Consider the following 12,607-nt stretch of genomic DNA (forward strand, 5'->3'; position numbering starts at 1 on the left):
CTGTGCTTACCGCAACCATTTTTACCGTAAATGGAACAGTGAGCGGCATCTGTACCGTTTACAGCGTTTTTATCATCCACACATCGCAGCCGCGGTGTTCGCTGGCGGCCAGTGGTGCGTCTAAGTGGGTAAATCCCAGTTGTTGATAGAGCTCAATGGCGGTCGTCATGGTTTTTAGGGTATCCAGATAGCAGCGGCGAAAATTTTGCTCTTTGGCAAAGGCGAGGCAGGCCAAAGTGAGAGCTTTACCGATGCCGCGGCCACGACCTTGTGGCAACAGAAACAGCTTTTTGAGTTCGCAGGTGTGAAGGCTGCCTTGAAACGGCGCTACGCCGCAACCGCCGACCACCAAGCCATTCATTGTCGCCACCAGATAGCAGCTATTGTGGTTGTCGTTAGCGCCTTGGCCATAATGAGCGCTCATGGCCAACACTTCCGCATCTGAGGGGCCAAAGCCATCGCCGATGGCACCGAATTCGGCACCAACCTGCTTGATGATTCTGCAAATTTCGGCATCGTCGCTTGGTTGGATTGGACGAATGGTGACAGGGTTTGATTTCATGGTCGTGTGCTTGCGCTCGAGTGAATTAAGTCGATGAGTTGATTGACGGATTTGACGCCACAAATCAGGTGAGTGATGTCTGGGTCGCTAATGGGCTCTAAGGCGTATATCGGTTTATCTACTCCCAGGGCGTAGCCGATGTCTAGGGTGACGCTTTTGCCCACATAGCCATCGAAGTTGACGATAAAGGTGATGTCGGATTGGTCGATACGCTGCAGGCAACCCTCAATGCCTTGGTTGGCATCGGGCGAGGACAGCAAGCACTCAATCTGGGCGTCGATAAACTGTTGTTGAATCTTTCGTAACGTGCCGTAGTGTTTGAAGCTACCGGCGAGGTATACCTTGGTCATTATCCATTTGCCTATGTCAATCGTTAGGGGCGGTACATCTGTTGATAATTGGGTATGTGGCTCTCCCAGTAGGGCGGAGTGCCGATATGTTGCTGGGCAGCTTGGATGAACTCCCCAATTAGTGGAGTGTGTTGCCGGTGCGGGTAGATGGCATAGATGCCGGTATCTCGCGTTGATAGGGCGTAGTCGGTCAAAATTGGCGTCAGTCCCATTTCATGGATAGGGTATTGCAAATTGAACAGATCGATCAGTGCGTAACCTAGCCCTTCTTGTACGCCTTTGATCATCGATTGCACATCATTAACGACGTAGTTGCCACGCATTTTAAGGTTGAGCCATTGTTTGCTACCAGGGGATGATGCAATTTGAAGGTGATCCAGGTGGATGTCGTCGTTGCCATAGATCACCGCCGGCAGCGTCAATAATTGCTCTGGCGTCTGAGGTGTGCCGTGCTTAGCAATGAACTGCTTGGATGCCACTAGGGCAAAATTGGTGTTGGCGATCTTTTTGGCGATGAGGTTGGAATCACTGAGGCGGCCAATACGAAAGGCCAGATCGATATGATCGGTGATGATGTTGGCACGGCGGTCATCAAGAATCAGCGACAGTTTTATCTCTGGGTAGCGTTTTAAAAACTGGGTAACCACGGGCTGGATATAAACCTGCCCGAAAAACACCGGTGCGGCGATGCGAATTCGCCCCTTGGGTTGGCTTTGGTAGGCATCCGCGATGTTATGGATCTGATTTAAGTTTTCCAGCATCAGTTCCGATTGCGCCAAAATATCTTGCCCAGCGGAGGTGAGCGAGATTGAGCGTGTCGAGCGATTTAGCAGCGTGACCCCAAGGGTGGCTTCCAACTTTTTTATCTGTTTGGACAATGAGGAGTTGTCCATTTGGTGCAATTTGGCGGCCTTTGCAAAGGAGCCAAGCTTTACCACATCGACAAATAGGGCCAGTTGGTTAGAGATAGACATGACGCTGTCCTACAGAGAGCGCTTGATAGCGCGGTTCAAAGCTGGGGTTAACAATAGTGGATTACTAAATAAAATCATAGAGATCCTTGAAGCTCACCTCTAAAGCAAGTAGCGTCGACCCCAAATGATAACTGCCTCGTGTGTCACGCCATGACTGAACTCACCCGTAAGCCGACTTTGCCTAACCTGTTTCAATTTGCCACTAGTGAAGCATCTCAAGATGCGGTTCTATGTTGGTTGTTAAGCTGGGCCAAGCCTGAATATGGCCATCTTGATCCACTTCTGCATCGCACTGCTTTGGACTTTATTGAGCGGATTTTTCATCTGCATTCGGTTTCTATGCCGAAGGTAATAAGCCGAGTTGAGGTGACACGACAAGATAACTACATCGATGTATTGTGTGTGCTTAACGATGAGTATGTGATTCTGATTGAAGATAAGACTCACACAGAAGATCATTCTAATCAGCTGGTTAATTATCTTAACGAGGTGAGTGGTCGTGGTTATGAGCGCGACAAAGTGCTGCCTGTTTATTACAAAACCGAAGATCAAGGCTGTTATCGGCGGGTTGTAAAAAAAGGGTATCAACCCTTTACTCGGCCGATGATGTTGCAGGTGCTAAATCGCTACCCTGGTGATAACGCCATTGTGTTGGATTATCGAGCTTACCTGACCCATATTCAGCAACGCAGTGACAGTTATATAACGGAACCTGTAGAACGCTGGAGCCAGCGAGCTTGGAAAGGGTATTTTCTCTATCTTCAACGAGAGCTCGGGGTTGGGACATGGCGATATGTACCCAATAAAAACGGTGGTTTCATGGGGTTTTGGTGGCATTTTGTCGGTGACGATGATTGTGAGCAGTATCTTCAAATTGAAGAGAAAAAACTCTGCGTTAAGATTGGTGTCGCTGAAGCTTCGCAGCAAAAAGCGCTTCGACAGTTTTGGTATGAGAACGTCAAGGAGCGAGCCAAGACTTTTGCGCCTGCACAGTGGAGTAAGCCGCCAAGATTTGGAACCGGTGCTTGCATGACGGTGTATCAGTTTAAAGGGGACTTTCGAGTCGTGAATGACGATGGCCGGATCGATTTAGAGTCTACGTTGGCGAGGTTGAGGCAGTCTCAGCGGCTGTTGACGTCCATCTAAGGCCAGATTTAATGAGCTCGGTTGTCTGTTGCGCTGCCCCGTAAGTGATTTGCCAGCAGTTTCGAGAGCCCCGTGAAGAGTAAGATGCCGATTATATCCGCGATAAAGTCCAACATATCCAGAGTTCGGCTGGGAATAAAATGTTGGCTAAGTTCTTCGATAGCCACAAAAACAGTGACCAAAGCCGTTCCCCAATAGAGGGGCAGTCGATTAACGCTTAGGACGCGAAACCCCAAAGCTAAGTTAGCAAGCAGGGTAAGTGTGCCAAACAGCAATAGATGGCCAACTTTATCCCCATAGGGGATCATTTTTACCAATTGGAACAAGACATTTGGCTGTCCAGTATTGGCGAGATAGATCACCCACAAAATAAAGCAGAAGAATCCGGCAGCCAGGAAAGTGACAAACTTATTCATTGGGTGAGTTCGCAGCGGTAATACAGGGCAATAAACACTAACGTTCAGATCCGGAAATTGCCACTATCTAGAGCTAAATCGCAGACTTTTTCTTACAGCTGGGTCAAATTAAGGAATCTGAAATGTAAGGAGAGATCATGTACGCGGTGTTGTTTGAAGTGGTGCCCAAAGCAGACGGCAAAGCAGAATACTTGGAGCTTGCCGCTCAGCTGCGCCCGTTGTTGGAAGGCCAGCCTGGTTTTATCTCTATTGAGCGTTTCCAGAGCCTTGTTGAGCAAAATAAGTTACTTAGCCTGTCGTATTGGGACTCTGAAGCCGCCATTGCTGACTGGAAAGCTCAGATGAACCATCAATTGGCACAGCAGCAGGGAAAAGCGCGCCTGTTCGATACCTACCGGATTCGCGTAGCCAAAGTGGAACGAGAGTATCAGATGGGCCATTAATCGCGGGGGCGACAACTCGCTTTAGTTGATGGCGTTGTTGACGGCTTTCTTTAGTAGAGCAAACAGGGTTTCAAGTTCAGACTCATTAAGCCCGAGACCGCCCTCTATTTTCATTAAGGCTTCATCTGCGTCAAGGTGCAGTTGGCGACCAGCATCGGTGATGATAATCTTAACGATGCGCTGATCCTCATCATCGCGCCGCTTGACCACCAATCCAGACTCTTCCAGTTTATTTAAGCTGCGAGACACGTTTGAGCTATCTTCCAGCATCCCCTCTTTGAGCTGGCCGACGGTTAGCCCCTCTTTGGGTCCCTTGTCTAGGGCGTGCAGCATCATCAGTTGTGGCGGTGAAATTTTAAAGGGAAGCAGCTGCCTCGTCATGGTGACTTTCATCTCTTGTGCCATGCACAGCAACAGGCCACTGACCTTTTGATCGGTGGGGTAATTGGATTGGATAAGCGCATGAACCGCAGACTTATTAGCCACAAGAAACCTCAATATGTTCAATGAATCGGCTTAGTGTTACTCACACTAAGCCGTGATCATACTGCAATTCACTCTTGAGGCAATGCCCGAATCGGTGGCTGGGTTAGAAGCAGGCTCCGTAAGCCTGTTTAGGGAAGTAGATATGCACTATGCCAGCGTGTGTGGTCTGCCTGCGAATAACGTAGCGCTGCTGATTTTCCCCAACGAGGATGCCCTCAATTGCTGGGGTGGCGTAACCCACCGTATCATTGGGTTTGAGTGAAATAGTTTTGCCGATGCGGTCACTGAGTGTCATAGACTCAGGAATCGGGCGCGGCGAATAGGTGGAAGCGATGGTCCACGCCAGCTTCGGCTCTATGTCGGTGCGCTGGCCATGGTCGATGGCATCCATACGTTGATACCAGTCCATCAACTCAGGTTGTTGTTCGGTGATCACCGGATAGTCTAAGGACGCTCGATACCAGCGAAGGTGAAAGGCGCTAAAGTCGGCAATGGTGGGAGCACTCTGGCCGAATAAGTACGGGCCACCTTGCAGGGCGTCTGCTAATTCTCGGTTTTTCTGTTCCAGCTTAAGCTGAGCGAGCGCCCGATCCATGGTGGGCTGTTCAAAATCGCTAAATGCCCCGAGGCGGTCTCGGGTGAATCGAACCATCTGCCCAAATGGCATCATATGGTGCAAACCACTGAGAAACTGCAGTTTACTCATTGAGTTTAATATGGGTAAAAACAGCTCAGGCTCTTGAGAGGTGACCAACTGCTGCGAGCGAGTGGACTGCTGGCTTCGGTCTAATTCGGGTTGGTGAGACAGCGCGGCAATCTCTTTAGCAATCAAATCTGAGTCGACGAAGATATCAGCGCCAATTTGGAGGAGAGGGATGCGCCGAGCATAACCGCCAACTAACTCTTCTTGAATCGGTCGCGGTGGTAAGGGCGCGTTAACGGCGTACCACTTTAGCTGAGTGTAACCGAGCATGATGCGCGCTTTTTCGGCGAAGGGGCTGTACTGAGTGTGGTGTAATACGATGGGGGGCAGGTCGGGATTAAGCTCGATACTACTCTGCAGTTGTGGCACGTTTTGTGCGCAGCCAAAGGAGAGTAGCACACTTGCAGCACCGGTAATGGCAGCGGCACAGCGCGTTAATTTGGTCATCATTATACGCCCTTGTGTGTCATGACACTTATTTGGTTAAAAAAGCGGCCCCAGTGGTGGTTAGAAGGATTCACACACCGGAACCGCGTCATTTAGTATCATGACACATTTTAATGGTGTCATGATATATAAGTTGAGAACATGGTGTTAATTGTAAACTTGATCACGGATGGAGCTGGTTCTAGGGCTCGCTCAGGGCTTGTTTGAGGCGGTCGATCAGCAGGCTGACTTTAGGAGACAGTTGACGGTTGTGGGGGTAGAGTGCCCAGATCCCTTCTTCTGGCGGGCGAAATTGTGTCATTAGTTCCACCAGCTCTCCGGTTTGTAGCGGCTGTGATACATAGTTGCTCGGCAGTTGCACTAAGCCAACGCCGGCTAACGCCATGTCCAGCAGTGCTTGGCCGCTGTTACAACGCAATGAACCAGAGACTTTGAGCTGAGTGGTGCGGTTGTTATTGTTAAAGCGCCAGTAATCTAAGGTACCCAATAGGCAGTTGTGATTGGCAAGCTCTGACAGGCTGTGGGGTTCGCCGCTGCGCTCAAGGTAGCTTGGGGCGGCACAAAGGTGCAAAGTTCGGCTACCCAGACGTTTGGCCATCATGTTGGAGTCGGCCAATTGTCCTAGTCGAATGGCCAGATCGACCCCTTCATCGACCAAGTCCACCTGTAGATTGGTGAGCATCATCTCTACATTGAGGTCTGGGTACTCAAGACAGTATTGGCTGATGACCGGTGTGATATGTTGTTCACCAAAGGCCACCGGAGCAGTAAGCTTGAGTTTACCCCTTGGGTTGCTCTGCAGACTATTGAGTGCAGATTCTGCTTCCTCAACGCCATCGAGAAGTGGTCGGGTATGCTGATAGAAAAGCTGACCGGCATCGGTTACCGTGACTCGGCGTGTGGTGCGGTAGAAGAGTTTGGTTGCCAGACGCTGTTCTAACGTACTGATCTGCCGGCTAACCTGCGCAGTCGAGATCCCCAAGCGTTTTGAGGCTGCGGTAAATGACTCTGTCTCTACCACTGCAACAAATTCATTGATACCTTCCCAGTTAGCCAATGCGCTCTCCTATAAATAATCAGCAGCAACTTGGCGCCGAGTATACCCTTTTTAAACCCGATGCAGTGCCAAGATTATTCCTTCTGGGTAAAAGTTTATTGCGATTTAGAGGGATTATCACATCTCGTGAGCTAATTATAATGGCCGCCATCAAATGCAGAACAGCCACTGCTGTTTCTTACGTTATCTCTAGTTAGGAGTGAAGCATGACCGCTCAAGTGATTAAGTCAAAAGCCGCTGTAGCCTGGGGTCCTGGCCAGCCACTGAAAATGGAAACCGTGGACGTCGCACCACCTAAAGCAGGTGAAGTTCGCATTAAAGTGATGGCCACCGGTGTGTGCCATACCGATGCATTTACCCTTTCCGGTGATGATCCAGAGGGTATTTTCCCATCCATCTTGGGCCACGAAGGCGGCGGTATTGTTGAGTCTGTGGGCGAAGGCGTAACCAGCGTTAAAGTCGGCGACCACGTTATTCCTCTGTACACCCCTGAGTGTGGCGAGTGTAAGTTCTGTAAATCAGGTAAAACCAACCTGTGTCAGAAGATTCGCGAAACTCAAGGTAAAGGCCTGATGCCTGATGGCACTACTCGTTTCTCCATTAACGGTGAGCCAATCTACCACTACATGGGTTGCTCAACCTTCTCTGAATACACGGTACTGCCTGAGATCTCTCTGGCGAAGATCAACAAAGATGCGCCATTGGAAGAGGTTTGCCTGCTAGGTTGTGGCGTAACCACTGGTATGGGGGCGGTAACCAACACTGCGGATGTTCAGCCTGGTGATACCGTTGCCGTATTCGGCTTGGGTGGTATCGGTCTGTCTGCCATCATTGGCGCACAGATGGCCAAAGCCGGTCGCATTATTGCCATCGACATCAACCCGTCGAAGTTTGATCTTGCTCGTAAGCTTGGCGCGACTGATTGCGTGAACCCGAAAGAGTTCGACAAGCCAATTCAGGAAGTGATCGTTGAGATGACCGATGGCGGTGTGGATTTCTCCTTCGAGTGTGTAGGTAACGTACACCTGATGCGTAGTGCTCTAGAGTGCTGCCACAAAGGTTGGGGTGAATCTGTGATCATTGGTGTTGCTGGTGCAGGCCAAGAGATCTCCACTCGTCCATTCCAGTTGGTGACCGGCCGTGTATGGAAAGGCTCTGCCTTCGGCGGCGTTAAAGGCCGCTCTGAGCTGCCTGAGTACGTTGAGCGTTACATGAATGGTGAGTTTAAACTGGATGATTTCATCACCCACACCATGGGTCTGGAAGAGGTTAACGAAGCGTTCGAACTGATGCACAAAGGTGAGAGCATTCGTACCGTTATCCACTTTGATAAATAAGTGATTAACTAAAAGGGTGGGGCGCGTTCCCCACCTCTTTTTCATTTTGCTTTTGGGAGCGCTTCTCGCACATGAGCACTTTAGAGAACATCAGTTGCAACCGCGCTTTCGGCGGTTGGCACAAACGTTATCGTCACACCTCCAGTACCACTGGTACTGAGATGGTGTTTGCTATCTATTTACCGCCGCAAGCTAGCGGAAGCCGCAAGGTTCCGGTGCTGTATTGGTTGTCGGGGCTGACCTGCACTGACGAAAACTTCATGCAGAAAGCTGGCGCTCAGCGCATGGCGGCAGAGCTGGGCATCGCCATTGTGGCACCAGATACCAGTCCTCGCGGTGAAGAGGTGGCTAACGACGAAGGGTATGATCTGGGCCAAGGTGCCGGGTTTTACGTGAATTCGACTCAAGCTCCGTGGCAGTCTCACTACCAGATGTACGATTACATCACCAAAGAGTTGCCTGAGCTGGTGGAGGCCAATTTCCCGGTGAACGACAAGCGTTCCATCGCGGGCCACTCAATGGGCGGTCACGGCGCGTTGATCTCAGCTCTGAAGAATCCGGGTCGCTACTTGAGCGCGTCGGCGTTTTCGCCAATCGTGAATCCAACCCAAGTTCCTTGGGGACAAAAAGCCTTTGCGGCGTATTTGGGTGACGATGTCGAAGCCTGGAAAGCGTACGACAGCTGCGAATTGATCGCTGCCGCCGATGCCAATGATCGGACGCCGATGCTGGTAAGCCAAGGCTTGAGTGATGAGTTTCTTGCCGAGCAATTGACGCCACAGCGCCTTAAACAAGCCGCCCGTGACAACGGCTATCCGCTGGTTTTGGAGCAACATGAAGGCTATGACCATAGCTACTATTTCATCGCCAGTTTCATCGAGCAGCATCTAAAGTTTCACGCCAATTTTTTGGTGTAAACCGAAGCTGAATCCCTATACGCCCTGCATTTGCGGGGCGTTTTTGTATCGATGGCATGACAGTCGCTTTTATACCAATTACATTAGGGTCTGTTGACCTTTCGTGCGCCACAAACTGATCTTTTTGTTCTGAATCTAACCGCCTGTGTCAGGACAGATAGCAGGCAATGGGTCTCTGGACGCCCTTCCCGGAAGGCTGATTTAATGGGCCCTCATGCAGCGTTAGTAAACCTCACGGTAGAGCTACTAGAGTTTGGCTTTACAGCCTTGCCGGAGAACCGATTAATTTCAGAGAAATGATCAAATTATTGGTGCAATTGGTATCACCTCTTTGCTGGGATTAGAGAGATGAGATTGATTGAGCGCTTTGTAACCGGAAGCTCGTTTGCCGTGGCAGACAAACAGCATCATCATATTCAGCGGTTTTGAGACCGAATTGGCTGTGCCTTGTTGGTGCAAAGGGTTAGCTTGAGATAAGCTCTGACTCGATTTGAATTTATAAAAAGAGTGACGCGATGAGCTTATCCGAAATGACCTTTTTCGAGCGTTTTGAAGCTGATATTTTGTCTGGAAAAAAGACCATCACCATTCGGGATGCGTCCGAGAAGGATTATGCTCCAGGTAGCTGTGTTCAGGTATCGACTTTTGAAGACAACCGCAGGTTTTGCCAGCTGAGAATCGACTCGGTCACCGCCTTAGAGTTTGAGCAGCTATCAGAGCGCCATGCCGAGCAGGAGAACATGACCTTACCCCAGCTTAAGGCCGTGATTCGAGATATCTACCCAAATACCGATTCACTGTATGTGGTTGCCTTTCAACTCGTGAATTGATTGCTATTATCCACTTGAATTCAAAGGCTTTTACTTCCATTTTCGCCCTCCCTTCGTTCCGAATAACTATTACCAAGTGGTAATAGTTATTTGCCAATTCGGCGGATTATCAATTTCTATCGCATCAATATAATGCTCCTCATCAATTAAACAGCGGAAGGCGAAAGCGATGAGTTGGGTATTTCTATTTTTGGGTGTGGTGGCTGAAGCCCTGTCTCATGTGGCACTGAAAGCCACCGATGGCTTTAGCCGTCCGGGACCTTTGGTGCTGGTGGTGCTGGGCCACCTGAGCGCTTTCCTCTTTCTTGCTTATGCCATGAAAGGTTTACCCGTTGGCGTGGTGCATGCGCTGTGGGCTGGTTTGGCCATTGTGGTGGTAACCATGCTCTCTGCTTGGCTTTATAAACAGCATCTGGACACCGCCACTTGGATTGGTATGGCTCTCATCATGGTGGGTGTCATGCTGGTTAATTTTAGCCAAGGTCACAGCCACTAACTCATTGTAGCCCGGTTGTTTTAGCAAAACGTTTCGCTTTAACAGCCGTTGGTCTCATCTCATTTTTGTATCGATTTTTAGTTTTTGGAGAGAGCGATGACTCGCATTGTTGTGGTCGGCGGCGGCGCTGGCGGTATGGAACTGTTGAAGAAATTGGGTAAACGCCTTGGCAAAACCGGCAAGGCTGAAATTACCCTTGTGGATGTGAGCGACTTTCATATCTGGAAGCCATTGCTGCATGAGCTGGCGACTGGAAGCCTTGATGAAGGGCTAAACGCGGTGGATTATCGCAGCCATGGCGCTAAAAATGGCTACCGCTTTGAGCAAGGGCCTTTGGTTGGTCTGGATAAGGATCAAAAGCAGCTAAGAATTGGTGCCACCTTCGATGAGCAAGGAAACGAAGTGTTGCCGGAGCGTTCCCTGAATTATGACTATTTGGTCATAGGTGTCGGCGCAGTCACCAACGACTTTGGCATACCGGGAGTCCAACAACACAGCCACTCATTGGATCTGACCTCGGAAGCCATGACCATGCGTAAGCGCATCCATAAGCTGATGCTGCAGCACAGCCAAGGACTACGCCATGGCAAACTCAAGATGGCCATTGTTGGCGGCGGCGCCACCGGAGTGGAGATGGCGGCAGAGATGCACCATTTGACCGAGATGATGCAAAGTTATGGGTTTGATCTTGGGGATGATCTGCTTGAGGTCACCTTGATAGAAGCTGGCCCGACGGTAATGCCTGGTTTGCCTAAAGCGCACCTACGTGCCGCGGTTGCGGAAAACCTAGAACTACTGGGTGTTACTGTGCTTACCGACACTCGAGTGACCGAAGTGACGCAAGCGGGTTTGATGACTGCGTCTGGAGAATTTATTCAGTCTGACCTGACGTTATGGGCGGCTGGCGTTAAGGCACCTGAGGTGCTTTCGACTTTGGGCCTGCACACCAATGCTCAAAACCAACTTTCGGTTAGCGACAGCGGTCAAAGCCTTACCGATCCTGCGATTTTCGCCTTTGGGGACTGTGCATCAGTGCCTCAACCTGATGGCAGCTTTTTACCTGCTCGGGGCCAAACTGCCCGTCAGCTGGCGCTGTTGGTGGCCGACAACTTAATGCTGCTGCAGGAATACTCCGATGTTGAACTGAAGCGCTACGTCTATAAAGATCTGGGTTCCTTTGTGAACTTGGCGCGGTTCCATACGGTAGGCAACATGTTCTCCTTTATGAAAGGTGGCTTGGCACTGGCGGGATGTCCGGCTCGGTTTGTGTATGCCTCTTTGTACCGCCGCCACATGTTGGCACTTCATGGTCCAATTAAAGGCGGCCTATTATTAGTGCTTAATGGAATGCAGCGACTATTTCGACCTCAGTTGAAACTGTGGTAATTACCTATTTAGCGTTGAGCAGGGAAGCTCGTTTCTTATATTCGTTTTGAATTTAGGAGGAGTGTTATGGCGGGCGGTTTCAGTAAAGATGGCGCCGTTTCTGAACAGATAGACGTCAGTATCAATGATGCAGTGAGTCAAATTCACAATCGACTGCCGGATCCCAATCGTCCAAGCGCCGCCGAGTGTGATGAGTGTGGAGAGCCTATCTCAGAGGCTCGGCGCAGGGCTCTGCCTGGGGTGCGATTGTGCATCCAATGCCAGACAGAGCTGGATAAACAGCAGCGAAACCACATGCTGTTTAATCGCCGCGGGAGTAAAGACAGCCAACTGCGTTAGCACAGAGCCAGTTTTGATAGATCGATGTAGTGAGCAAGCTGACTTTTATCCCCATCCAAAAAAGGGATGCGACCTAGCAGCGGCGCTCCCAGCTGCTCAGTTAAGTAATCAATGTTCTGCTGTTGGCAGGCAGCATTAGGATCCACATGATTGGCAATCCAGCCCACCAGGTTTAAACCATCGGCTTCAATCACCCGTTTGCTGAGCATGGCGTGGTTGAGGCAGCCTAGCTTTATGCCCACCACCAGAACCACCGGCAACTGCTGCTTAGCCACCCACTGATTTAACGAGCGGGTATCGGACAACGGCACCAGCCAACCACCAGCCCCTTCGGTCAGCACCAGCTCGGCTTTGGCCGACAGATTCTCAAGGCCAGCATCTAAGCGAGCCTCATCGATATCGCAGTGATCGAGCTTGGCCGCTAAGTGCGGGGATAGTGGTGCTGTTAGGGCAAAGGGATTCACTTCGCTGTAGTCGAGCTTGACGCTGCTGGCATTTTGCAGTGTCAGAGCGTCGGAGTTTTTAAGCTCGCCGTCGGTCATTTCACAGCCGGCGGCGATTGGCTTAAATCCTGCGGTGGCGACACCGGCCTGATTAAAGGCTTGCAGCAGCGCTTTCGCCGCCAGAGTTTTGCCGATGTCGGTGTCGGTGCCGGTAATAAAAAGGTGTTGCGTCATAAGGTTTCCAGAATACAGTCACAGCCCTTAGGTAGGGCAAT

At 50.4% G+C, this 12,607-nt stretch carries 16 protein-coding genes; 8 read left to right on the forward strand and 8 right to left on the reverse strand.

Features of this window, described 5'->3' with window-relative positions; genetic code table 11:
• Positions 1 to 58 precede the first annotated feature (58 nt).
• Genes FCL42_RS20910 through FCL42_RS20920 form a run of 3 tightly spaced genes read right to left on the reverse strand, consistent with a single transcriptional unit; the run spans position 59 to position 1,886 of the window.
• The gene (locus tag FCL42_RS20910) at positions 59 to 562 is read right to left on the reverse strand and encodes a GNAT family N-acetyltransferase (protein ID WP_136865365.1); all 504 of its coding nucleotides are present in this window, start codon (positions 560 to 562) and stop codon (positions 59 to 61) included.
• Entirely contained in the window at positions 559 to 912 is a 354-nt protein-coding gene (locus FCL42_RS20915; protein WP_136865366.1) for a TIR domain-containing protein, read from the reverse strand. The genes FCL42_RS20910 and FCL42_RS20915 overlap by 4 nt, the downstream gene beginning before the upstream one ends.
• 23 nt (positions 913 to 935) lie before the next feature.
• Positions 936 to 1,886: a LysR family transcriptional regulator gene (locus FCL42_RS20920; protein ID WP_136865367.1), complete on the reverse strand. Its 951-nt coding sequence runs from the start codon at positions 1,884 to 1,886 to the stop codon at positions 936 to 938.
• Positions 1,887 to 2,036: 150 nt separating this feature from the next.
• Here FCL42_RS20920 and FCL42_RS20925 point away from each other — a divergent pair, with 150 nt between their 5' ends.
• Positions 2,037 to 3,032: a PDDEXK-like family protein gene (locus FCL42_RS20925; protein ID WP_136865368.1), complete on the forward strand. Its 996-nt coding sequence runs from the start codon at positions 2,037 to 2,039 to the stop codon at positions 3,030 to 3,032.
• Between the two features lie 8 nt (positions 3,033 to 3,040).
• Here the strand turns inward: FCL42_RS20925 and FCL42_RS20930 are convergent, their stop codons facing one another.
• Positions 3,041 to 3,448, reverse strand: a complete 408-nt coding sequence (locus tag FCL42_RS20930) for a VanZ family protein (protein ID WP_136865369.1) — start codon at positions 3,446 to 3,448, stop codon at positions 3,041 to 3,043.
• Between the two features lie 137 nt (positions 3,449 to 3,585).
• On the opposite strand from FCL42_RS20930, the gene FCL42_RS20935 reads away from it, so the two are divergent.
• Positions 3,586 to 3,891 (forward strand): antibiotic biosynthesis monooxygenase family protein, encoded by a 306-nt coding sequence (locus FCL42_RS20935; protein ID WP_136865370.1) that lies wholly within the window; start codon positions 3,586 to 3,588, stop codon positions 3,889 to 3,891.
• A 21-nt stretch (positions 3,892 to 3,912) separates the two neighbouring features.
• Here FCL42_RS20935 and FCL42_RS20940 read toward each other — a convergent pair whose 3' ends face one another.
• From FCL42_RS20940 to FCL42_RS20950, 3 genes are all read right to left on the reverse strand, one after another.
• Positions 3,913 to 4,377, reverse strand: coding sequence for a MarR family winged helix-turn-helix transcriptional regulator (locus tag FCL42_RS20940; protein WP_205729313.1), 465 nt, complete (start codon positions 4,375 to 4,377; stop codon positions 3,913 to 3,915).
• A 103-nt stretch (positions 4,378 to 4,480) separates the two neighbouring features.
• Positions 4,481 to 5,527, reverse strand: a complete 1,047-nt coding sequence (locus FCL42_RS20945) for a glutathione S-transferase family protein (protein WP_169308475.1) — start codon at positions 5,525 to 5,527, stop codon at positions 4,481 to 4,483.
• A 181-nt stretch (positions 5,528 to 5,708) separates the two neighbouring features.
• The gene (locus tag FCL42_RS20950; protein ID WP_136865372.1) at positions 5,709 to 6,584 is read right to left on the reverse strand and encodes a LysR family transcriptional regulator; all 876 of its coding nucleotides are present in this window, start codon (positions 6,582 to 6,584) and stop codon (positions 5,709 to 5,711) included.
• Positions 6,585 to 6,790: 206 nt separating this feature from the next.
• Here FCL42_RS20950 and FCL42_RS20955 point away from each other — a divergent pair, with 206 nt between their 5' ends.
• The 6 genes from FCL42_RS20955 (at position 6,791) to FCL42_RS20980 (ending at position 11,889) form a co-directional block, all read left to right on the forward strand.
• Positions 6,791 to 7,921, forward strand: a complete 1,131-nt coding sequence (locus FCL42_RS20955; RefSeq protein WP_136865373.1) for an S-(hydroxymethyl)glutathione dehydrogenase/class III alcohol dehydrogenase — start codon at positions 6,791 to 6,793, stop codon at positions 7,919 to 7,921.
• A 71-nt stretch (positions 7,922 to 7,992) separates the two neighbouring features.
• On the forward strand, positions 7,993 to 8,838 hold the full coding sequence (fghA, locus tag FCL42_RS20960; protein WP_136865374.1) for an S-formylglutathione hydrolase: 846 nt from the start codon (positions 7,993 to 7,995) through the stop codon (positions 8,836 to 8,838).
• Positions 8,839 to 9,353: 515 nt separating this feature from the next.
• The gene (gene yqfB / locus FCL42_RS20965; RefSeq protein ID WP_136865375.1) at positions 9,354 to 9,668 is read left to right on the forward strand and encodes a N(4)-acetylcytidine aminohydrolase; all 315 of its coding nucleotides are present in this window, start codon (positions 9,354 to 9,356) and stop codon (positions 9,666 to 9,668) included.
• 169 nt (positions 9,669 to 9,837) lie between these two features.
• Entirely contained in the window at positions 9,838 to 10,164 is a 327-nt protein-coding gene (locus FCL42_RS20970) for a DMT family transporter (protein WP_136865376.1), read from the forward strand.
• Between the two features lie 96 nt (positions 10,165 to 10,260).
• On the forward strand, positions 10,261 to 11,550 hold the full coding sequence (locus FCL42_RS20975) for an NAD(P)/FAD-dependent oxidoreductase (protein WP_136865377.1): 1,290 nt from the start codon (positions 10,261 to 10,263) through the stop codon (positions 11,548 to 11,550).
• 66 nt (positions 11,551 to 11,616) lie between these two features.
• On the forward strand, positions 11,617 to 11,889 hold the full coding sequence (locus tag FCL42_RS20980; RefSeq protein WP_136865378.1) for a DksA/TraR family C4-type zinc finger protein: 273 nt from the start codon (positions 11,617 to 11,619) through the stop codon (positions 11,887 to 11,889).
• Here the strand turns inward: FCL42_RS20980 and bioD are convergent.
• The gene (gene bioD / locus FCL42_RS20985) at positions 11,886 to 12,566 is read right to left on the reverse strand and encodes a dethiobiotin synthase (RefSeq protein WP_136865379.1); all 681 of its coding nucleotides are present in this window, start codon (positions 12,564 to 12,566) and stop codon (positions 11,886 to 11,888) included. The genes FCL42_RS20980 and bioD overlap by 4 nt on opposite strands.
• Between the last annotated feature and the right edge of the window lie 41 nt (positions 12,567 to 12,607).

It is taken from the genome of Ferrimonas aestuarii (assembly GCF_005116665.1).
Classification (GTDB): Bacteria; Pseudomonadota; Gammaproteobacteria; order Enterobacterales; family Shewanellaceae; genus Ferrimonas; species Ferrimonas aestuarii.

Bases quoted from the DNA above. Each gene is read 5' to 3' on its own strand.
- FCL42_RS20910 (WP_136865365.1), bottom strand. From the start codon at position 562: ATGAAATCAAACCCTGTCACCATTCGTCCAATCCAACCAAGCGACGAT.
- FCL42_RS20915 (WP_136865366.1), bottom strand. From the start codon at position 912: ATGACCAAGGTATACCTCGCCGGTAGCTTCAAACACTACGGCACGTTA.
- FCL42_RS20920 (WP_136865367.1), bottom strand. From the start codon at position 1,886: ATGTCTATCTCTAACCAACTGGCCCTATTTGTCGATGTGGTAAAGCTT.
- FCL42_RS20925 (WP_136865368.1), top strand. From the start codon at position 2,037: ATGACTGAACTCACCCGTAAGCCGACTTTGCCTAACCTGTTTCAATTT.
- FCL42_RS20930 (WP_136865369.1), bottom strand. From the start codon at position 3,448: ATGAATAAGTTTGTCACTTTCCTGGCTGCCGGATTCTTCTGCTTTATT.
- FCL42_RS20935 (WP_136865370.1), top strand. From the start codon at position 3,586: ATGTACGCGGTGTTGTTTGAAGTGGTGCCCAAAGCAGACGGCAAAGCA.
- FCL42_RS20945 (WP_169308475.1), bottom strand. From the start codon at position 5,527: ATGACCAAATTAACGCGCTGTGCCGCTGCCATTACCGGTGCTGCAAGT.
- FCL42_RS20955 (WP_136865373.1), top strand. From the start codon at position 6,791: ATGACCGCTCAAGTGATTAAGTCAAAAGCCGCTGTAGCCTGGGGTCCT.
- fghA (WP_136865374.1), top strand. From the start codon at position 7,993: ATGAGCACTTTAGAGAACATCAGTTGCAACCGCGCTTTCGGCGGTTGG.
- yqfB (WP_136865375.1), top strand. From the start codon at position 9,354: ATGAGCTTATCCGAAATGACCTTTTTCGAGCGTTTTGAAGCTGATATT.
- FCL42_RS20970 (WP_136865376.1), top strand. From the start codon at position 9,838: ATGAGTTGGGTATTTCTATTTTTGGGTGTGGTGGCTGAAGCCCTGTCT.
- FCL42_RS20975 (WP_136865377.1), top strand. From the start codon at position 10,261: ATGACTCGCATTGTTGTGGTCGGCGGCGGCGCTGGCGGTATGGAACTG.
- FCL42_RS20980 (WP_136865378.1), top strand. From the start codon at position 11,617: ATGGCGGGCGGTTTCAGTAAAGATGGCGCCGTTTCTGAACAGATAGAC.
- bioD (WP_136865379.1), bottom strand. From the start codon at position 12,566: ATGACGCAACACCTTTTTATTACCGGCACCGACACCGACATCGGCAAA.